The organism is Tunicatimonas pelagia (assembly GCF_030506325.1).
In the GTDB taxonomy this organism is placed as follows: Bacteria; Bacteroidota; Bacteroidia; order Cytophagales; family Cyclobacteriaceae; genus Tunicatimonas; species Tunicatimonas pelagia.
On the sequence record NZ_CP120683.1, the window covers coordinates 5,339,965 to 5,360,789 of the forward strand.

The 20,825-nt window shown below is 45.1% G+C and carries 15 protein-coding genes and 1 pseudogene; 5 read left to right on the plus strand and 11 right to left on the minus strand.

The features are described from left to right. Positions 1-64: 64 nt before the first annotated feature. The 4 genes from P0M28_RS22820 to P0M28_RS22835 all read right to left on the minus strand — a co-directional run bounded on the left by P0M28_RS22820 (position 65) and on the right by P0M28_RS22835 (position 9,741). Entirely contained in the window at positions 65-1,498 is a 1,434-nt protein-coding gene (locus P0M28_RS22820) for an arylsulfatase (protein ID WP_302205405.1), read from the minus strand. 112 nt (positions 1,499-1,610) lie between these two features. Beyond that, the gene (locus P0M28_RS22825) at positions 1,611-4,970 is read right to left on the minus strand and encodes a VCBS repeat-containing protein (protein WP_302205407.1); all 3,360 of its coding nucleotides are present in this window, start codon (positions 4,968-4,970) and stop codon (positions 1,611-1,613) included. A 74-nt stretch (positions 4,971-5,044) separates the two neighbouring features. Then, positions 5,045-6,640, minus strand: a complete 1,596-nt coding sequence (locus tag P0M28_RS22830; protein ID WP_302205409.1) for a SusD/RagB family nutrient-binding outer membrane lipoprotein — start codon at positions 6,638-6,640, stop codon at positions 5,045-5,047. A 14-nt stretch (positions 6,641-6,654) separates the two neighbouring features. Further along, positions 6,655-9,741 (minus strand): SusC/RagA family TonB-linked outer membrane protein, encoded by a 3,087-nt coding sequence (locus tag P0M28_RS22835; RefSeq protein ID WP_302205411.1) that lies wholly within the window; start codon positions 9,739-9,741, stop codon positions 6,655-6,657. Between the two features lie 316 nt (positions 9,742-10,057). Between P0M28_RS22835 and P0M28_RS22840 the strand changes: the two genes are divergently transcribed. Then, positions 10,058-10,828 carry an SDR family NAD(P)-dependent oxidoreductase gene (locus tag P0M28_RS22840; protein ID WP_302205413.1) on the plus strand — a complete coding sequence of 257 codons (771 nt, stop codon included), beginning with the start codon at positions 10,058-10,060 and terminating at the stop codon, positions 10,826-10,828. A 318-nt stretch (positions 10,829-11,146) separates the two neighbouring features. Here P0M28_RS22840 and P0M28_RS22845 read toward each other — a convergent pair whose 3' ends face one another. The 4 genes from P0M28_RS22845 to P0M28_RS22860 form a co-directional block, all read right to left on the minus strand. After that, entirely contained in the window at positions 11,147-11,749 is a 603-nt protein-coding gene (locus P0M28_RS22845) for an FG-GAP repeat domain-containing protein (RefSeq protein WP_302205414.1), read from the minus strand. A 33-nt stretch (positions 11,750-11,782) separates the two neighbouring features. Next, positions 11,783-12,352 carry a hypothetical protein gene (locus P0M28_RS22850; RefSeq protein ID WP_302205415.1) on the minus strand — a complete coding sequence of 190 codons (570 nt, stop codon included), beginning with the start codon at positions 12,350-12,352 and terminating at the stop codon, positions 11,783-11,785. A 135-nt stretch (positions 12,353-12,487) separates the two neighbouring features. Beyond that, the gene (locus P0M28_RS22855; RefSeq protein ID WP_302205416.1) at positions 12,488-12,808 is read right to left on the minus strand and encodes a hypothetical protein; all 321 of its coding nucleotides are present in this window, start codon (positions 12,806-12,808) and stop codon (positions 12,488-12,490) included. Then, entirely contained in the window at positions 12,789-13,181 is a 393-nt protein-coding gene (locus tag P0M28_RS22860) for a type II toxin-antitoxin system RelE/ParE family toxin (RefSeq protein ID WP_302205417.1), read from the minus strand. The genes P0M28_RS22855 and P0M28_RS22860 overlap by 20 nt, the downstream gene beginning before the upstream one ends. A 183-nt stretch (positions 13,182-13,364) precedes the next feature. Here P0M28_RS22860 and P0M28_RS22865 point away from each other — a divergent pair, with 183 nt between their 5' ends. Continuing rightward, positions 13,365-14,009: a hypothetical protein gene (locus P0M28_RS22865; protein ID WP_302205418.1), complete on the plus strand. Its 645-nt coding sequence runs from the start codon at positions 13,365-13,367 to the stop codon at positions 14,007-14,009. A 63-nt stretch (positions 14,010-14,072) separates the two neighbouring features. On the opposite strand, the pseudogene P0M28_RS31155 reads toward P0M28_RS22865, so the two are convergent. From P0M28_RS31155 to P0M28_RS22875, 3 genes and pseudogenes are all read right to left on the minus strand, one after another. Further along, positions 14,073-14,330, minus strand: a pseudogene (locus P0M28_RS31155) (abortive infection family protein); the annotation flags it as partial. A 95-nt stretch (positions 14,331-14,425) separates the two neighbouring features. Next, positions 14,426-14,986: a DUF4269 domain-containing protein gene (locus tag P0M28_RS22870; protein WP_302205419.1), complete on the minus strand. Its 561-nt coding sequence runs from the start codon at positions 14,984-14,986 to the stop codon at positions 14,426-14,428. 3 nt (positions 14,987-14,989) lie between these two features. After that, a complete protein-coding gene (locus P0M28_RS22875; RefSeq protein ID WP_302205421.1) occupies positions 14,990-15,295 on the minus strand; it encodes a GNAT family N-acetyltransferase in 306 nt (101 codons plus the stop codon). Between the two features lie 103 nt (positions 15,296-15,398). On the opposite strand from P0M28_RS22875, the gene P0M28_RS22880 reads away from it, so the two are divergent. From P0M28_RS22880 to P0M28_RS22890, 3 genes are all read left to right on the plus strand, one after another. Further along, positions 15,399-15,842, plus strand: a complete 444-nt coding sequence (locus tag P0M28_RS22880; protein ID WP_302205422.1) for a hypothetical protein — start codon at positions 15,399-15,401, stop codon at positions 15,840-15,842. Positions 15,843-15,865: 23 nt separating this feature from the next. Further along, complete coding sequence (locus P0M28_RS22885) at positions 15,866-17,284, plus strand: M20/M25/M40 family metallo-hydrolase (protein WP_302205423.1); 1,419 nt, start codon at positions 15,866-15,868, stop codon at positions 17,282-17,284. Positions 17,285-17,561: 277 nt separating this feature from the next. Beyond that, positions 17,562-20,795, plus strand: a complete 3,234-nt coding sequence (locus P0M28_RS22890; protein WP_302205424.1) for an FG-GAP-like repeat-containing protein — start codon at positions 17,562-17,564, stop codon at positions 20,793-20,795. Positions 20,796-20,825: the final 30 nt, after the last annotated feature.

Below are 20,825 nucleotides of genomic sequence, written 5' to 3' on the forward strand. Positions count from 1 at the left end.
TTTCGATGTGTTGTTTTTTCAAACTTGAACCCTGTAAATTTGCTCATTGCTCATTGCTCATTGCTCATTGCTTTACCACCCAATTAGGTGATGGTTCGTGGGCTTCGTCCATAATCCGGGTAATATCTTCAACTACTTCAGGGTTTTGACTAGCTACATTATTAGTTTCGCTAATATCATTTTCTAGGTTAAATAGCTGAATGTCTCCGGTGAACATTGGTTCCCGGATACCCTTCCAGTTACCCATGCGAACGGCTTGCCGCGAACCTTGCTCGTAAAACTCCCAATACAAATAGTTATGGCTACGCTGGTTTTCTGATTGACCCAATAAAGTTGGGACAATACTAGTACTCTGAGTATGCTCTTCGGGGTAATCAGCTTTCGCTAATTCAGCAAACGTAGCCATCATGTCTCCGAAATAACCGATATAATCAGACGTGACTCCCGCGGGAGTATGAGCGGGCCAGCGGGCAATAAAGGGTACGCGGATTCCGCCTTCGTGCATTGCTCGCTTGATGCCTTGTAGTGGTCCGTTAGAGTCGAAATAATCCGGATCATTACCCCCTTCACGGTGGGGCCCGTTGTCGGAAGTGAAAATAATCAAGGTATTTTCGTCAATGCCCCGCGCTTTCAGGGTTTCCACAATTCGGCCAATATCTTTATCCATTCGGGAAATCATAGCGGCAGTGCCTTTCTGGGCTTCCGGCCAATCGCGATCAGCGTAGATGCCGTAATCCGGTACTTCCATGCCTGCTTTACCCGCTTCGTTATTGGCGTGAGGGATAGTAAGCGCTAAGTATAAAAAGAATGGGTTGGAACGGTCTTGCTTCAGAAACTCTAGTGCTTCATCTACAAACAGATCGTGGCTGTAGGTAATTTTCTCGGTAGCGTAGCCTCCCACAAAGGAGCCATATTTATTATTAGTGCGTTGTACTACATTTTCTAAAAATACTGAATCTCGATTATTCCATAAAAATTCAGGGTAATAATTGTGAGCGTGTTTTTGGTTCAGATAGCCGTAAAATGAATCGAAGCCTTGCTTTAACGGATGGCCTTCCTGATTGATCTCACCCAATCCCCATTTCCCTACTAAAGCCGTTTGGTAATCAGCACCCTTTAGGACTTCTGCAATCGTTATATCCTCATCTCGTAATGTTTGACGATCAATATTGCCTCCGGCATTACCCCGCACCTGATTACGTCCCGTGTGTTGCCCAGTCATCAGTACCGCTCGGGAAGGAGCGCAAACGGTAGAACCCGCGTAGAACTGCGTAAATCTAATTCCTTGGGCAGCTAATTCGTCAATATCGGGAGTCTGAATGTCTGATTGTCCGTAACAACCTAAATCGCCGTAGCCCAGGTCATCAGCCATAATAAATATGATATTGGGTGACTCGAAAGTAACTTCCTCAGAGGCTACCTCGCTGGTGGTAGTTGGTGTAGTAGAGCAGGCAGAAAGGAGTAAGAATACAATAGGTAGTATGGCAAAGTTGCGCATGTAAAAAATGATTAGGTTGTTGCCAATAAGTTAGGGAATCTTGCGAAACGAAACAACTTAGGGCGAGGGGCAGGGGGTGTGGGGAATGACGAAAAATTGAAAGTTGTAAACACTATTCATTTTCCATTCTTCGGTACACTGCCAAGCTATCGTTACTTCGAGTGAATAATAAGTATGACTGATCGGCTCTTTCTTCGTAAATAATATCCCGCACATCGCCCCGTACCATAATTCCACTTTGGTTGGCATCTATCACCTCAAATTTCTTATTGTTCTGGTAGGTGAGTACCAACCCATAACTGGTATCGTAACGTCCGGTACTGATGCGGGTTAGCGACTGGTTGCCACCCAGGATCAACTCTAGCTGTCCATCTTGGTCAATGTCCGCCGATGCGATGGCGTATACCGGAGCGAACTGGGCTTTCAGTGGTAAGGGTTGAACGATCAATGTACCATCCTGATTTCCTAAATAAACTGATTCGAATAGCATAGCCGAGAGTGTATCGGCACCTGCTAATTGTTCAGTAGTAAAGAACTCACTAGGTGAAGTTTTAGCAAAGGTTTGGTAGTCAGGAAAGCGTTTTTTTAGCTCAATAATTTGACCGAGCAGTTCGTCTTTGCTGTAGGCGAATACTTCTTCACCCTGCAAATAATGGGTAAAAATAGGGTCAATTGAGCCATTCTGATCGAAATCGCTGTAGATTAAGCGAACTGGTTCATCGACCGTGGGGCGGTACAGGTTATTTTTTCCGAAGTTTCCGGCAACCAAATCCATATCGCCGTCTTGATCTAAATCAGTCGCGTGTAGCGTATTCCACCAGCCACTGCTGTTGGGAATTTCGGTAGTTTTTAGTTGCTGACCGGCTTCGTTGTAAAATAGCTGAATTGGCATCCATTCACCTACTACCACTAAGTCAGGATAATCGTCATCGTTTAAATGAGTAAAGGTAGCGTCGGTAACCATTCCTGGTTGCAGTAGCTGAGGGGCGAAAGCTTCAGTACTATCGGTAAAGCTTCCGGCTCCATCATTTTCTAAAATGTAACTGCGGGGCGAGAGTGGGTATTTTCCGGGAATTAACCTGCCTCCCACAAATAAATCTTGATCGCCATCCTGATCGATATCGGCAGCAGTAACCGTAGCTCCACTGGTGAGCATATCAGGAAGATTATCATTCGCTAAGACAAAATTTTCTTGACCACCATTAAGGTATAAACGATCTTGTAAGGCTGGGTCTTGTTCAGTGAAATCGCTACCGCCACTCACCACGTATAAATCTAAGTCACCATCCTGATCAGCATCAAAAAATACCCCATCAGTATCTTCTGAGCGGGCATCAGCAACAAGAGCAGGAGAAGCAAGTTGAGAGAAAGTCCCGTCGGGTTGTTGCAGAAAAAGTGCCCCCGCTTGTCCCTTTGCTCCGCCAATATGAAAATCAACTAAGCCATCACCATCAAAATCTCCTTGAGTTATTTTTGGGCCTAAATTGGAAATTCCCTGCGGAAGCATTTTATCCCGTTTAAAATCCAGGAACGAATTTTCCTGGTGGGCAAAATCAACGCCTAGTTTATCGTCAGCAGTAGTAAAAACTGATTGAGTACTCGGAGCTTTGTCAACTTTCGGTTGAGCATCAGTCTGTTTGAGAATGAGGGTCTGGTTGGCATTTATATCTTTTAGCGACTGGAAGGAGTTATTAGGCCAAACAATGGTTAGTTGCTCAACGGTAACGAGCGTGTCCAGACCAAATACTAGTTCGTAAGGAACCGAGGATTGGAAACCACGTACCGGAATCATTTCCTGATATTGAGTTTGCTTGTTATTTTGTAAATACACTTTAGCTCCTACTCCGAACCTATTTTCCTCGCTGCCTTGTAATCGTATTTTTAGATAATTCTTCTGCTTCTGATTATTACGGTAGATAAATACCTCCTCGTTTACGTTGTTAACTACTAAATCTAAATCTCCGTCGTTATCCAGATCAGCGTAAGCAGCAGCGTTGGACAGCGAAGGCTGCTCTAATCCCCAATCCTCGGTACGATTGGCAAAAGTGAGATCACCCTGATTTTGGTAGAGATAATTAGGAACCTCAATGGCGGGCATGTTCTCTACCAAGCTCATTAACTCTACATCTAGGTTTTGCTGCTGGACTTTTACCTGTTCGCCAACTACGTAATTCATAAAGTCCATATCCAGATAGTTACGGGCGTAACCGTTGCTGATAAACACATCTTTCCACCCATCCAGATCAAAGTCTGCCATTAGGGGTGCCCAACTCCAATCGGTACTGGAAATACCTGCCAACTGACCAATTTCTCGAAATTCAGATAAGCTGCTTGTATCTCGCGCCGGATAGCCCGTTTCAGTAAATTGAAGTGGGGCAGCAGTATTGAGTTGCAGCATATTGCGCATGGTTTGGTAGTGGAAGCCACTGCGAATAAGCTCGCGGTACTTATCGTAATTCTCGGAGCCGAGCGACATTTTTAGGCGATAGTTATCTTCGGGCAACATATCCAGGGTGATAATGTCGGGGCTAGCGTCATTATTAATGTCGGCGGCATCGCAACCCATTGAAAAAAGGGAAGTATGTTCTACGTATTCTCTCAACGACTCCTGAAATTCACCATTTTGCTGATTGATGTACAGATAGTCTTCTTCGTTGTAATCGTTAGTAACGTAGATATCAAACCAACCATCGCTGTTTACGTCAGTCACGGCTACGCCCAATCCGAAGCCCAGCACATTCTGAATAATTCCGGCTTCTTGGCTAATATCAGTGAAGCGGTTACCATCGTTTCTAAACAACTTATCGCCTAATTGCTGATTGGTTCTTTTTTTATGCTGACTAACCAAGTTGCTAAAGCTGGCAAATTCTTGGGTAGAATGATTAAGTACGAATACATCCAGGTCGCCGTCGCGGTCGTAGTCAAAGAAAGTAGCTTGGGTGGAGTAGCCCGCATCATCTAAACCATAAGCTTCGCCCTGTTCCGAGAATGAAACCTCGCCAGTGGTAGCCGTGGTATTGATAAACAGTAGATTTTTCCGTCGGTCAGCACTAGCCGCCGCAGAGCGACAAACATAAATATCAAGCCAGCCGTCTCCGTTTACGTCTGCCATCGCTACCCCGGTGTTCCATAATCCAGCCGCAGCTACCCCAGCTGATTCGGTAGCATCTTTAAAATCCCATTCACCTTTATTAATGTAGAGCTTACTCGCTACTAGATTGCCGCTGAAATAAATATCAGGCAAACCATCGTTATTGACATCGCCTACCGCTACGCCACCGCCGTTGTAGAAGTAGCCGTATTTCATCACATTAAACTCTTCACTTTCGCGCAGTACATTTTTGAATTTGATCCCGGTTTCACTGGAGGGAAGAAGAGTAAATAATTGCTTATCATTCGCTGGCTCAGAGCAAGATAATGAGCCAATCAGCGTAGCCGTTAGTAGATAGAAAGATAGGTTCTTAGTAAACATAATCAGAAATATAGGCAAAAAAAAAAGTGCCCGGGCAAGTGGCACTTTTTTGTACATGTCAAATGAGGAATACATTACCTAGCATCCCACCATAGTCGGGTGGTTCCGTTATCGGGCCCACCTAATTTACCGCTGATGGCTTCCTCTACAGCGGCTCCGTTGGTTGTAAATTCACCATCCACATATGTCACCCGGCGGGGTACCGTATTCACCGGAATGGTCGAATTGTCAGTGTTCAGGCGGTTGTAAAACGTTGGGTAGCCTGTTCTTCTTTTTTCGGCCCACGCCTCTTGAGAGTTAGGGTAAAGTGATATCCACTTTTGCGTAATAATCTGCTCAAGCTGCTCTTCGGTGCTGCCTCCAGTATTAAAAGCAACAGGCACCTGCGAAGGAGCCGGGTCAGTTCCGTTGTAAGAAGCAGGGGTGTTCGTGCTTTCTACGTAGGAGTTTCCAGACAAATTATTTCCGTTTAAGCCGTATTCAACGTGCGAAGCAACAATACCTTGTTCGTAGAAATCCTGAGCAGTTCCTCCCCCCATATTCCAACCTTCCAGTGCGCCCTCGGCTCGTAAGAAGAAAGATTCAGCCGCGTTCATCGCTACGTATTCAGGTCCGGGTGCGCCTGCCACAGTGTAGGCCGGAGCCATGTCGGAAGCAACAGCGTTGAAGTTGGTGCCTTGCTTATCCACTTTAGACTGCCCATTTCGCATACCTTCAAAAGGGAATTCTACCCCTGCGGGATCATCAGTAGGATCGGGTTCGGCTGCCGGGGCCGCGTAGAACTGCATTCGGGGATCTTCGTAACCTTTAAGAATACTTTCCATATCGGCACTCATCCGAAATTCACCCCACTGGGTAATGGTATTATAGGGATTTCTGAAGTCGGGGTTCGTTTCTATAATAGCATTATCGCCGTTTTCCTCGATGAACTGACCAAGTACTGCTGCTTTTTCTGCTTCGGTCTGACTCAAAGTGGGGTCAACGTACTTTACTCGCATAGCCAAACGCAAACGTAATGTGTTGGCAAATTTTAACCATTGGTCGGCATCACCCCCGTACACTAAGTCATTTCCGGCTAAGAAAGAGGTTGCCCCCTCGTTACTTTGCAGCACCGAAATTGCTTCGTCTAACGTAGCAAAGAAATCCCGGTAGATGTCTTCCTGCGAATCGTAGGCTACGGATAGTTCTCCGTTACCAAACTCCGAGTAGGGAATAGGCCCCCAGTAGTCAGTAACCCGGTGGTATGACCATACCCGCCACACTTTCATCATAGCATTTTCCAGCGGAAGGTCGTTGTCTGCTGCAAAGTCTTCCGCAAATTTAATCTGCGGGGCAGCGCTAGCATAAAAATAGTTAAACGCCCCATTGAGCCATCCGCCTACTAAAATAAATTTATCCGAATCAAAATTAGGGGCAGTAGTGGCAAAGTACCCGCCGTAAATATCGGAGAACAATGATTGAGTAAGTTGGAAAGGCCCCCGGGCAGGGTCACCCAAGAAGGCCGGAGTGTACTGCGCCGCCTTCACGATTCCCCCGAACTCACTTTGCGATAGATTATCTACCGTCAGGTTCTTAGGGTCAGTGTTGAGTTCGGTGAAATCATCGGTACAGCTATTGGCCACCAGAATGATGGACAAAGCGGTTAGAAATAATATACTACGTTTCATCATACTACTACTTAAAATTAAAATCCAAGATTTACTGATACTCCGAAGCTACGGGTGGTAGGTGGGGCAAAGGAATTTAAGCCTTCTGCGTTGTTATCTACCGACTGCACTGCTTCGGGGTCAAAATATTCTGTTTTATTAGTAATAAAGAATAAATTTCTTCCTACCAACGAGACACTGGCACTGCGGAACGGAAGCCGTTCTAATGCGCTTTGGGGCAAACTGTAACTAAACGCCAGTTCCCGTAGGCGAATGTTAGAAGCATCACGAACAAAAGCTTCCCCTACTGGAGCGTTTCTACCGCCCAATCGGTTCCATAGATCCTCAGCATTTACCTCAATATTATTGGGAGTCTCGGTAGGGTTTCCGTCAGTATCCACTAAGACAGCACTTTCACCACCGAAGATATTTTCACCAAAGATTAGTGAGCCATCCCGTCCCTGAGAAGTGTAGTCGAGCAATCCGCTACCTGCCATAATAGCTTCGGTGAATACGGCCACTTGTCCTCCTTGGCGGAAATCTACCAAAGCCCGTAGAGAAAAATCTTTGTAGCGGAACGTATTGCTGATGCCCATCAGCCAGTCGGGCTGGAAGTTAGCTACTTGCACGGTTTTACCCGATGTAACTATTGGCAGGCCTCGGTCGTCAATAAGAACATTACCATTTCTATCTCGCTCAAAACCTCGGGAAAACTGGTTACCAAACGGCTCATCCTCCTCAATTTGGTACTCATTTAAGAATCCACTACCCTGAATCAGTACGTCGGTGTCTTGAGAGATTTCCAACACTTTACTAACGTTTCGGGCAAAGTTAGCCGTTAGATCCCAAGAGAAATTTGGAGTAGTTACCGGAGTAACACCCAGTATAATTTCTACGCCCTCGTTTTGAACATCTGCTCCGTTCTGGAACACGCTACGTACCCCGGAGGCAACCGGTACATTAGTGGCAAATAATTGATCAAAGGTATTTGATCTATAGTATGTGAAGTCCAGTCGTAGATTATCGTCCAGGAACCGCGCATCAAATCCAGCTTCCCATGTTGCAGTCCGCTCAGGGACAAGATTATCCACTGGTAATACTGGGTTTAGTGAGATAGCACCATTTCTTATGTTAGCTTGCTGGGACAGACGATAAGGGTCAGTATCATTTCCTACTTCTGCCCAAGAACCTCTAACCTTGAAGAAACTCACCACCGAGGGAAAGTTAACTAAGTCACTAACTACGGCAGTCAATCCTACTGAAGGATAGCTGTACGAGCGATTGTCTTCGGGTAAGGTAGAAGTCCAGTCGTTACGGAACGAGCCACTTAAGAAAATGGCGTTATAGAACCCAATTTCTCCGAAAGCGTATACCGACTGTTGCTCTCGTTCGGCGAAATCCTCAAACGGACGGGGCTGCAATGTATTTCCCACCGCAAACAGATTGTCTACGTCAAAGTTAGAGCCACGACCACCAATTTCCTCAAACCTGGCTATTCTGAGGTTGGCTCCGGCGTTGAGTCCGATAGAAATATTCTCACTCACCTCTTTTTGGTAACTCACCAAAACATCGGAGTTCCATTCCAAGTCGTAATTCACCAATTTTTCGTACGAGCCTTCATCAGCCGTAATGTACGTGTCGGCGAAGCGTAAAAACTCTTGGTAATTAGTTCGGCGGTCAATACCTGAACGGGCTAAAATAGAAAAGTCATCCGTAATTTGATATTTCAATGATAGTAACCCGAGCGTGCGCTCATTAACTCGAGGGCGTTGTACGTTATTTGCCGTCCAGTAGGGATTACCCGCTTCATTAGAGCGAGGTACAAAGAAGTGCTGTCGTAGCTGCCCGGCATCATTCGTAAATTCATAGTACTCTAAGTCCTGCGTACGTACGTTTCTAGGTAGGATATAAGCGTAACGCAGCGGGTTGTCAAAGTTCTCACCACCAAATAATACGTTAGAGAAATTGCTACGAATGTAGTTCACTTTGGTATCTATTGTCAATTTATCGAATAGCGTAGTGGTATTTCGGATATTGAGGTAGTGACGGTTTACATCGTTATTGGGTATAATTCCACCCCCGTCAGTATTAGTATAATTGAGACTGGTATTAGAATTTTCATTATTGATATTTACCCCTGCGCTTACGGCAATCGTATGCCCATTCTGAAAGAAATCCCTAACGTTATCTGGCTGGGCAGTTAAGGGGTATGTGCTTCCTACTGCAGCCAGATAATTAGGGTCATTAGACCAATGATCTACCACTTGCCCGGTCATGCGCGGTCCCCACGAAGTGAAAGCGGTAGGCGAGTAGATTCCGGCAGAACCCTGGCCAAACTCATCTTGGTACTTCGTTAGGAGGATCGGGGAATTCACCTGATAGTTAAATCCTAGGTTAGCCGTTACCCCTTCTGGCGCACCCGCGCCCGATTTGGTGGTGACAATAATTGCCCCGTTATTAGCCCGGCTTCCGTAGAGGGCTGCGGCATTACCGCCCTTGAGTACCGATATATCCGCAATATCGTTAGGTGAAAGGTCGGCAATATCTCCGCCCACCGGAACTCCGTCAATCACGTAAAGTGGTTGGCTTCCATTGGGTTGCAGCGAGCGGTTTCCGCGTAGTACCACTTTTGTAGGTGCCCCTACTCCGGCACCTGTAGTAGTAATGGCAATACCGGCCACTTTACCACTGAGGGCTTCCGTAATATTCACCGGGCGGGCTTCTTCAATACCTTGGCTCGATACTTCTTGGGTACTGTAGGTTAGGGTACGTTTTTCTTTGGTGATACCCAAAGCGGTTACTACTACTTCGGTGAGTTCGGTTAAATCGGAAGTGAGTGTTACATTAACGGTGGAGCGCCCATTGACTTCTACCGTTTGAGACTCATAACCAACTGAAGTAAATACTAAAACCGGATTTTCACCTTCTACGGCGATGGTGTAATTACCATTTACATCAGTAACGGTACCAATAGTAGTACCTTGCTGGAGTACGTTAACTCCGGGTAGACCATCCCCATCACCAGTTACGGTGCCAGAAATGGTTTGTGCCTGTACGGCTTGAAACCCAAATAGGGTAAGGGAAACTAAAAAGATTCTGTAAAATAGGGTAGGAGGTATCCTCATAGTATAATAGTTAGGATGTGAGAAAATTGCTAAATAACCGTAGGCGGGAAGATGAATAGAAGGCCAGTGTGAGAGAAGGATGGCGTATACGGGCACTTTTCGTCAGGAACCCACCTGTATTGGATACGACAAATCTATGTATAATTTTATATTTTACAAATGTAGCACGAGCAGTATATCATCGAGTAGAAAAATGATATGAGCTTTCAGTCAATATTTTATGAGCTAATTCTACAATCTGCTGTAGGTTTTTGTATAATCAGACAGTATTACTATTTTTCATTCGATCTGATTACATTCAGGCAAATTATGAGTTATGGAACACGATCGGCGTACCGCAATTATTACCGGGGGTAGTAAAGGAATTGGAAGAGCTACGGCAGAAATAATGCTACGCGAGGGAGCAAATGTGGTTATTTTAGATAAAGACAAGGTGCAGAGCAACACTCTGCAGGAAGCGGGTGAAAAAAGAGTGCTACTTATTCGCTGTGATGTGTCAGTAGAGAAGGAGGTTAAGTCCGCTATTGCTCAAGCCGAACAGACCTTCGGGCAAATTAACTATCTGGTAAATAATGCCGGCATTCAACGCTACTCTACCGTTACCGAAACGAGTGAGGAAGAGTGGGATTTAGTAATGAATGTTAATTTGAAAAGTGCTTTTCTGTGTGCGAAGCACGCCATCCCGTATATGCAAAAGATTGGTCGGGGGGTAGTAGTCAACGTTTCTAGTGTGCAGGCCATGCTCTCTCAGAATAACGTAGCTCCCTACACTACTTCTAAAACTGCCATGCTAGGGTTAACTCGCAGCATTGCGGTTGATTACGCGCCTACTATTCGTTGTGTGGCGGTTTGTCCCGGAACGGTAGATACTCCCATGCTACAGTGGGGCATAAAACAATCACCCAACCCGGAGCAGGTCTATCAGGAATGTGTGGATATGCATTTGACCGAACGAGTAGGACAACCCCAGGAAATTGGGGAGTTTATCGCTTACTTATGTAGTGATAAAGCAGCTTTCATGACCGGGCAGGTTTACCGTATTGACGGCGGCTTGGGGGTGATGATTCCGGGTAGCAAACGGGATTAAATTCCCTAATTGGGAAAATGTTCTACATTCTTCAGATCATCATTCAGTTGTAAAATCAACCGTAAATGCGCTTTTAGAGATTCTTAAGCCCATTTTTCGTGAATTTTCCGCGATTTGGGTAGAAATGGTACACTGTTCGCATTTACAGAGCCAGTTGGTAATTAAAAAATATAGCGTTATGGATACGAGTCGAAGAATAGAATTAGCAATTAAAGTAACATCAATACTGGCCGTGTGGGCTGTTTGCTGCATTATTTGATGCCGCATTCACAGCAACACTTTTAGGAGTTCACAATAAGCACTGATAAAGTGCTTTTGTTATTTTAGGGGATTCTCATACCAGATTACCCCCAAGCCACCCTGAGTGGGGCTATTGTTATTCTCTTCTGAGGTAAGAACATCCAAATCCCCGTCTTGATCTAAATCTATCAGCTTCGCAAAATCAAATTTACGACCTAGTGTATCGCTAATGGCTTGGTGTTTCCAGCCCAGGTCGGTGAAAGTGCTTACCATTACTCCGGGCCGACGATCAGCATCTTCGTAGGTGGTAACGAGTTCTAGGCGGCTATCAGTGTTTAAATCACCTGCTGTAACTGATTTTCCTCTTGTGCCAGCCTGTTCGGAGTAGGTTATGCTATCGTGTATCCATCCATTGGAAGTTTGATAAAAGCAATGTAGCTGACCATACAAGTCCGGCACAAAAATATCAGGTTGGTCATTCTGGTTCCAATCAGTTACGGTTAAAAACATTGGTTCACCGTTAGTAAGGCCGATATTATGGCTAATCCAGGGTTGAAATAGCTGCTCAGTTTCACTAGCCGGATGCTGGAGCCAGCGGACGCCCCGCAAACTTCCTTTTCTATCTGAAATTAAAATATCAGCATAGCCATCTTGGTCTATGTCTACCGTCTCAATTGACATAATCCACCCCGCTGGTGAAATCTCGTGAAACTGCTATTGGTCTATTTCTCGCGGATTAGCGGGAGCTTCTAGCCAGCCTAGTGTACCGTTTTGGCCTTTAGAGCCAACAATCAGATCTACTCCGTGTTTATTATCTATTTGATGAGCTACGCCAAACATCCATTGCGTGCGATCTACCGTGCAAGGAATATCTACCGACTTCCAGGCGGCAGATTGCGTGTACTGTTGCCAATCAGGGGGTGCCCAGTGTATCGTAATTCGCCGATGATTCCCTTCGGATAACGTAATTATGTCGGAAAAGCCATCCTGATCTAAATCTACCACCAGAGCATCTTCTACAGCGGGCGAGGGTACCTCTACGTAAGTCCAGTTTTTAGTAGGATCACCGGGGTGAAAATAGAGGCGAGTGACATTACCTTGCTCCCAGCCAGTGATAATATCTGGCAAAGAATCGCGGTTGGCAAAACAGACCTTGGTTCCGTCGGCCCCAAACGAGGAATCATCGATAGTATGCCGCTGCCAAGGGAACTTCATTTGGGCGTGAATGGTAACCGGAGTTAGGTTAGATAGGATAATTAGCCCAAATAGTAGTTTAGTTAGCATAGTAGCAATATACTATTTTTCGGTTTAGCCCTCTTTTGTTAGGAGTTGCCGGAGCTGTCCATTAGCGTAGTTTTCCAGATCAAGAACTGCTTGGTAAGGATCACCCAGTAGATTTAGTAACTGAGTAAATACCAATTATGACGGACTAGGCGAAAACGGAATCCGTTGGCCATCTTTTTCTAACACAATATTATAGCCTAACGCTGAGACAATACCGACAAAGTTTTTTAGGTGCATATCTTCAGATTTTCCCGACCGGATGTTCTGAATGGCATTGGCCGATACCCCAGCTTCCTTAGCTAATTGGCGTACTGATTTATCGTCTTCGTCCATGAGTGCTAACAGCAATTCGGATAACGCTAATTCCCGGTATTCCTCTTGATAGGCTTTGGCAAACTTGGGGTCTTGCATTTCCCGCTCAAAGGTGCTCATCAATTTATTCGTCTTCTTGCTCATAATAATTGTCCTCCTGTACGCGATGTTGGTAATCTGCCATTAGGCGTAGTGCCCGTTCTTTTTCAGTTTTCGGTAGCTTTTGTTGCTTTTTGATAAAGGCGTTTGTCACGATGATCTTCTGACCTTCAAAGAAGAAACTTAGAAAGCGGTGCGGCTGTGGTTTGAATGCATATACTTTATCACCTTCATTCCGAAACTTGGTTTGATCGCGGATTTGGCCGATCTCTCCCATCATCTGAAAAAGCCGCAATACCTTCCGCCGATCGGCCGGGGCGAGTGATTGGTAATACTCTAAAGCTTGACTCTTACCTTTGTCCGAGTAGAACCACTCAATAACGTACCGCGTCCCCTGATAGGCGATATATTCTTTCATACGACAATCGTACAAGTTAAGTTGTACAATGTCAAGCAATTTCAACGATTAGCGATAATGACAATTATCAGATTTTGTTATGCTAAGTGACTAAGCAAAAATATACTCAATAGTAGGCGTTGATTTCTGGTCAATTTATTCAGTTCTTAATAGCTATTTTCACCATCAGTTTAAATTAGGATTATGGAAACGAATCCTACCCCAGAAGCTCAAAGAGAAATCGATCTTTATCTTAATGATAAGGTGAATAAGATATTATATAGAAAACTTGTACCGACCGGAGTAATAGCAGGTATCATAGGTTTTTTCTTAAGCTCGTTTATTAACGAATCCGCGAGAAATACTGCTATGGAAAGAACATTCAATGTGTTTTCAACAAGCGTCAGGGATGTTGCTAAAGAAATAGGAAAAATTGAAGCAGAAATACTTACTTCAAAGAACGAAGCAGATGAAAGTATAGCCGCAATGAAAATCTTAGTTAATAAAAATAAGAAAACAAAAGAGGAGTTAGCGGTGGTTCTAAATCAAAGTAGTACAGCGAATCAAATAGCTGACGCACTAAACAAAAACAAGCAGTTTAAAGAAGATATTCTTAATCTACTCAAAAACGATGTAAAAATCATTCAAGAAAAAGAACAGGGAAATAGACGTCAAATTGAAAATTTAAAGTATTCTCAAACGATAAATTCTTCTCAAATTAGTCAGATCGCTGATATATTACACACAGCTGTACCTAACCAAACAAAACTTGTTTTAGTTAACTCTACGGCCTTAATACAAGCACTTGGACATGGGGTCTACGGCGGGAAACTCTACTCTAAAGAATAAGTATGATAAAATACTTCAACACGTATTGATAAACTAAGATCGGAGTTGCCATAAAATCTGTCATCATTCTCTTTGTTCTTGCCAAGTCTCCACTAGGAAAGCTGCCATCGCTCCTGCGACATTTACAGCTAGTTCAGCGTGTCTGGGTTTTGGCTTAACTGCTTTACGTCCTTTACCGTGATCATCACTCACCTGGTTTATTAAAGTCCCCAAGTATTGAACTATTATGCGGCACCCTCCCAAGATTGCTTTAAAAGCTTGCTCTGAATATTGGCTTATCGAAAGGTTCATGCCTTTAGCATACGTACCGTACAACTTGGGGAAATCATCTGAGTGTCAGCCAAGTTTAAGTGAGCTAAAGTAGTTAGTCCGAATAATAGTTTAGTTAGCATAGTAGCAATATACTATTTTTCGGTTTAGCCTCCTTTTGCTAGGAGTTGCCGGAGCTGTCCATCAGCGTAGTTTTCCAGATCAAGAACTGCTTGGTAAGGATCACCCAGTAGATTTAGTAACTGAGCAAATGCCGGTTCGGTCTTAACTCCTCGCTGTTTTAGCTCCCTAACTTTCCGGTGGAAATTTGCGTCGGCTAGTTGTAAAATACGGTGCTCAACCATCATGTGCCGATAGGCGTGTTGTCGTATCGCCGGAAGCGACTGTCCGAATAGCTCGATCAGCCATTTTTGGTAAGAGAAGCGGATAATCGTACTAAATTGAGGCGCGGAATTTGAATCAACACAAAATCCAGTCAAATGACCATATCGAGAGCTTACGAAGTCAATGAATGATGGTCGATCATGCGCCTCGCAACAAATATCCAAGTCGCTAGTGTCAACATCAATTCCGAGCGGCACAGTACCGGTAAGTACGGGACAATACGCTGATAAGTAGTTGAACAAGCCTAAACCTTGAAGTGTTCGATAGGCTGATTGTTGCCGATCGTTTCCTTCTCCTAGATAAGATAGGCTAGCAAATTTCACTCCTCAGACATTAAAGCCCGGTAGCACTAGCGGTCTATACTCCGGGTGGCGACGAATGTACATAGCCACGTAGGGACAAAGCGGTAGTACTGGCTGGTTGATCTCTTTGGCGTATTCTAATCCGGTGCGGGCTAAACGAGAAGCTAGCCCTTTTCCTTCGTACGATGGAGGTACTTCCGTATGTGTGAACACTATTTGTTTTTTCGCCGGAATATATTGCAACACGGCTTCTGTACCATCCAGAAGAATAGCGAAGCGTTTTTTATCCGGTTGATGAACAACGTTAAATTGATCGGTTGATGTGGCCATAATAAAATATACAACGGTTAGATGGGAATAAAACCAAAGATACGGATAGTATTCTTACGGAATCGTACTAATTTAGGGGTTCGATAGTATCTATCCAAGCACTATGAAGTTATGCTACCTCCTTACCAATGTTCTGCTATTTCTAAACCATTTGGCTTGGAGTCAAACCAATACCAGCGTTTGGAAGGAGTTGACTGACGTAGTAATCGAGGATCGTTACGATGCTTCAGTAGGTTACGAAATATCGTATCCGGTTTTTGGCGATCGGGCCACCGCTTTAGACGGACAGCAGGTCACGGTGAAAGGCTATATGATTCCGTTTGAGGCGTATCTAAAACCCAACTACTTCATACTGTCGGCCTTGCCTATTGCTGCCTGCTTTTTTTGTGGGGGCGCGGGTCCGGAAACTGTGATGGAAGTATTTAGCCAGGATAATATAGAACTCTCTTCGGAGGTAATTGAACTGCGGGGAACACTGGAGTTAAACGCGGACAACCCCGACCGCATGATGTACATTCTTCACGATGCCGAACTAATAGAAAACTAAAGTTCTCACTACCAACTAGCACTATGAAAAAATATCTATATCTGACGCTATGCCTCCCCATAATCTTGGTAGCTCCGGTAATGGCGCAATCTGAAGACGATGCGACTATGCTACGTAAAATCTACGATGAAACTCTGCTACGCGGGGAAGCCTACGAAAATCTCCGCAGCCTGTGTAAAGATGTTGGGGGGCGGGTAAGTGGATCACCTGAAGCAGCGGCAGCCGTAGAATGGGGTCGTCAACTAATGCAAGCCTACGGGTTTGACAGTGTTTTTCTTCAGTCGGTAATGGTGCCTCACTGGGTGCGGGGTCAGCAGGAGATAGGGCGTATCGTCAATTCCCAAAAACTAGGAACGCGGGAGGTAAATATTACCGCCCTCGGAAATGCCGTAGGCACCGGCGATGCGGGCGTACTGGCGAAGGTAGTCGAGGTTCATACATTTGACGAGCTAGCCGACTTAGGCGAAGAGAATGTTAAGGGTAAAATTGTATTTTTCAACCGCCCAATGGATCAAACCCAAATTCAAACCGGGTCGGCTTACGGTTTAGCCGGAAATCAGCGGCGCAGCGGCCCTTCCGAAGCGGCAAAGTACGGTGCTGTGGGCGTAATTGTCCGCTCACTTTCCACGGCCTTTGATGATTATCCACATACCGGTAGTACGGTGTATTCCTTTAACATCCCCAAAATTCCAGCCGTAGCAATTAGTACCAATGATGCTGATTTGCTGAGCAAAACACTAGAGGAGGAACCAACGCTCTCTTTTTACCTGGAAACGCACTGCGAAATGCTGGACGATGTGCTTTCGTACAATGTAGTAGGTGAAATTACCGGAAATGAGTATCCGAATGAATATATCGTAGTCGGTGGCCACTTGGACTCCTGGGATTTGGCAGAAGGAGCTCACGATGACGGAGCCGGAGTAGTACACTCTATTGAAGTGCTACGGACGATGAAAGCAATGGATTATCGGCCCAAACGAACCATTCGGGTAGTATTGTTTATGAACGAAGAGAATGGACTGGCCGGAGCGAAAAAATATGCGGAGTTAGCTGAAGAGCACGGTGAAAATCATCTGGCTGCGATAGAGTCTGACGCTGGCGGGTTTGCTCCTCGGGGTTTTGGCTTAGACGTGAGCGATGCTGCTTACGATCAAATTCAGCGCTGGAAACCGCTGTTTGAACCCTACGATTTGCATAAATTTGACAAGGGAGGCAGCGGAGCCGATATCAGTGCGCTCAAACCGCAGGGAGTAGAGCTAATCGGATTACGACCCGACTCCCAACGTTACTTCGATATGCATCATTCTGCCTTAGATGTATTTGAGATTGTCAACCGTCGGGAGCTGCTACTGGGATCGGCGGCTATGACTTCGCTAGTGTACCTTATAGACCAGTACGGCTTCATAAAGGATCAGCCTTCCGCCTCTGGAACCGGTGAGTAAAAGTAAGTAGTACTATTCCTACCTCAATTGTGGTATTTTTGGTTGATATTCAGCTCTAATATTACATCATAAAATGAGCGTGCTATTCTAGTATCACTGAATATCATACGTGAATCTTTTGTGTGGTCCGCTCGAAAGAAAATAGTCAGGGTCAGTAGATAATTCGTGCGATTGTCTAAATAAATCTATTATTTATTGAAATAATTAAATAAAATGCGCTTATTTTGTATGTTTATTGCTCAGAAATAGCAAGCTCTATTACCATATAAAAGGCAGTATGTATTACCAAATCAGACAGTTAGCATTACTTTTTTTTCTTCTTAATACTACTTTTTCTTACGCCCAATTTGAGAAGCAAACCTTGCTACAAGCCGATGGCACTGGCAACAGTGAACCTTACCGAGCCGTAGCGTTTATAGATGCAGACCAAGACGGCGATCAAGATATTGTTGGTGAAATTATTTCCGACCCAACGTTTGTACCTATTAACATAAATTTTAGTGGATCAGCGGAGAATACAGCTCGCCATTGGAGCAACACTAATCAGCCCGCCGAAGCAAATGCAAGTATAGCTCTTATTAACGCTTTAGGTGAAGCTGTTGGAGCTACTTTGACTTTAAAGACTACCTGGGACGGAGTGGGTGAGCGAGGCTATAACGAAGAGCAACCGGGCTTTTACCCCCCGGCAGCCACTCGGTCTTATTATTTCACCAGTGGTACTGAAGAAATGACCATTTCGGGGCTAAACGCAGACGATGCCTATAATTTTACCTTTTACGGTAGTTCCCTCTTCGATGATGACCGAACCGCAATATACCGAATTGGTAGCCAAGAGGTTGAACTTAATGCATCGGATAATGAGTCTAATACAGTTGCGATAAACAATGTTACCCCAGCAGAGGACGGAAGCATCACCGTAGAAGTTGCTAAAAAGGGTGGTGCCAGATATGCATTCCTAAACGCTATGGTCATTGAGTTGAGCCGTCAAAAACCACATCAGTATAAATTGTTAACCAATAATGGCCAAACCCCTTTTGCGGCGGGGGGGGTAGTAGATGAAGCAGCCAATTGGTCTTTTGGAAAGGCAGCCGATCTCAATCAGGATACCTATCCTGACATTGTGGCTTATGATACTGAAGATCAGCAGTTGTTATGGTACGAAAATCAAGATGGGGCGGGTTTTGTTAAGAAAACGGTTGGCAGTGGCGGACTTTCGTATACCAACGAAGATCAGGTTTCGGTGCTAGATATTAATCAAGATGATGCGCTAGATATTCTGGTCAAGGAGGGTAATCAGCTTTACTGGTACCAGCAAACGAACGGTACTTTTGCTAATCGCGCACTGTGGGCCGAGGGTGAGGCTACTAATTTAGCGGGTGCCCCAGTAATACGGGGTGATATTGACGGTGATAACCTTTTGGATATTATCTGGTCGGATGATCAAAAACTATACCCTTTAACTAGTAAAAACGCCTACGCACTAGGTGCACCAATTCAGGTAGCTGGCCTAGTGAGTCCCATTGCGTTGGCGGTAACTGATATGAACGGAGATGATCAGACTGATCTGGTAATTACGGAAGGGTACAATTGGACGGGAAGTTACCGGGTTGGCTACCTGGCTAACAGCGCAGGCGGTTTGACGAATACCCCCACATTCTTAACGATTACTGATACCGATTGGCTTAATCTTCGTCCTAGTCGCTTACAGGCCGATGATATAGATAAGGATGGTGACTTGGATTTTTACGTATCCCTCGCTCCCGAGGCGTGCAGCGGAGTGGCTCCGGCTCAAACCGGATGGCTGGAAAACCAAGGCGACTGGCAGTCAGCGCAGTATCACGCGCTGAGTACTGCTGAAGTCCAATGGACGGATATTGACCAAGATGGCGACCACGATTTAATCAGCAACACGGGCGATGCCACCGGTATTGCCTGGACGGAGAATGCCAAGAGTGCCTGGGATAGTACAGTCTATCAATCAGTAAATCAGCCAATTATTGATAAGGTTGCTCGGGTAGTTCCGGAGCGCAAAAGTGCTGCGCTTACTGGTTTAACAGTTCAGTCTACTCACCATGTAGCCGACGTTGCCATTCAGCAAGGAAATATTTTACTACCCCAAATTCAAGCGAAGTTACATTCGGCAGAGGCCTCATTCGCTCAAGCTGATATTGATGCCGATGGAATAGCTGAATTATTTGTTGCTGACGTAAATGCCGAAGGGTTTACCGTAGTACGCTGGAAGAATTCGGCTAGCGGATCAATCCAAGAACTGGTGACCCACCGGGGAATGCCTCGTTCTAACGGTATTTTTGTAGCAGCAAATGGGCTACTATTCGCTCCGGTGAACGAGGCAGGAAGCCAGTACGGTTGGTGGAAATTAACCGACGAGCGTTTTATTCGGGCAGGAACGATAGAAGGAGCAGTTACCCAGTTAGTTGACATTGATGCTGATGGTGCCTCGGATGTACTAACGACTGACGGTTGGTACCGCAATGTTTCTAATACCCAGTTTACCCGAAACACTACCGCGAAGGGAAATTATGCGGTAGATATGGATGGAGATGGTGATATCGATATTGTTGATGCATTGGGAACTGGTACTAAAACGTGGTACGTAAACCAAGGAGACGGAAGCTTCACTAGCAAACCTTTGGGCTTAGGAAGTGAAGAAGTGTTGGTGTTTGCTGACTTGGATGGTGATGGTAGCGCGGATGTTGTCCAATCTTCAGCCAACGGGTTAACTTGGCGAGCGCACACTGAAGAAAGTGGTACATTTGAAGCTAGTACGGCTATTGATGATTTCGCTGCCCGTCAAGTGACAGCAATTGATACCGACGCTGACGGCGATGTGGATTTGATTGCTCATAATCAAGAAGTTGTTATACAATATAAAAATACGTTTCAAAGTCAGGAGAATACGGCACCGGAGGCACAGCAGGCTATTGAAGATCAGATAGCCGAAGCTGATACTGTTTATCAGTTTCAGGTACCCGATAGTGCATTTAAAGATAATGATACCGGAGATGTACTCACGTATTCAGCAAAACTGAGCGACGAAAGCACTTTGCCTGCGTGGCTTACATTTACCGCCAATACCCGGACTTTCTCGGGCACCCCCGCACTAGGTGATACCGGAACGTTAACTATTCAGGTGCAGGTGGCTGACTCGGAGGGTGCTACGGCAACTCAGGACTTTGATCTGTCGGTAGTGGCCGAAGATACTACTACTAACCCGGGCGACGGAGGTCCGGTGACTGGCATCGGAGATGAATCAACTACGGAATTGATTTTATATCCGAATCCGGTGGAAAGAGGGGAAGCAATTGTTATCAAAAACCTACCACTTCACAAGTTTACGGGAGGGCGGGTATACTCTGCTCAGGGGAAAGAGTTGATTAAAATTCAACCAGGAAATTCGCAGATTGATAGCTCTTCGTTAACCCCTGGAGTATACTTACTAGAACTGAGAGGCAGGGAAGGTATTTATCGCCGCCGCCTTATCGTAAAGTAAACTCCATAAACTGGACATCTGTAAGTATCT

Excerpts from the sequence above, each read along its gene's own strand:
- P0M28_RS22820 (WP_302205405.1), bottom strand. The coding sequence starts at position 1,498 with ATGCGCAACTTTGCCATACTACCTATTGTATTCTTACTCCTTTCTGCC.
- P0M28_RS22825 (WP_302205407.1), bottom strand. The coding sequence starts at position 4,970 with ATGTTTACTAAGAACCTATCTTTCTATCTACTAACGGCTACGCTGATT.
- P0M28_RS22830 (WP_302205409.1), bottom strand. The coding sequence starts at position 6,640 with ATGATGAAACGTAGTATATTATTTCTAACCGCTTTGTCCATCATTCTG.
- P0M28_RS22835 (WP_302205411.1), bottom strand. The coding sequence starts at position 9,741 with ATGAGGATACCTCCTACCCTATTTTACAGAATCTTTTTAGTTTCCCTT.
- P0M28_RS22840 (WP_302205413.1), top strand. The coding sequence starts at position 10,058 with ATGGAACACGATCGGCGTACCGCAATTATTACCGGGGGTAGTAAAGGA.
- P0M28_RS22845 (WP_302205414.1), bottom strand. The coding sequence starts at position 11,749 with ATGTCAATTGAGACGGTAGACATAGACCAAGATGGCTATGCTGATATT.
- P0M28_RS22850 (WP_302205415.1), bottom strand. The coding sequence starts at position 12,352 with ATGCTAACTAAACTACTATTTGGGCTAATTATCCTATCTAACCTAACT.
- P0M28_RS22855 (WP_302205416.1), bottom strand. The coding sequence starts at position 12,808 with ATGAGCAAGAAGACGAATAAATTGATGAGCACCTTTGAGCGGGAAATG.
- P0M28_RS22860 (WP_302205417.1), bottom strand. The coding sequence starts at position 13,181 with ATGAAAGAATATATCGCCTATCAGGGGACGCGGTACGTTATTGAGTGG.
- P0M28_RS22865 (WP_302205418.1), top strand. The coding sequence starts at position 13,365 with ATGGAAACGAATCCTACCCCAGAAGCTCAAAGAGAAATCGATCTTTAT.
- P0M28_RS22875 (WP_302205421.1), bottom strand. The coding sequence starts at position 15,295 with ATGGCCACATCAACCGATCAATTTAACGTTGTTCATCAACCGGATAAA.
- P0M28_RS22880 (WP_302205422.1), top strand. The coding sequence starts at position 15,399 with ATGAAGTTATGCTACCTCCTTACCAATGTTCTGCTATTTCTAAACCAT.
- P0M28_RS22885 (WP_302205423.1), top strand. The coding sequence starts at position 15,866 with ATGAAAAAATATCTATATCTGACGCTATGCCTCCCCATAATCTTGGTA.
- P0M28_RS22890 (WP_302205424.1), top strand. The coding sequence starts at position 17,562 with ATGTATTACCAAATCAGACAGTTAGCATTACTTTTTTTTCTTCTTAAT.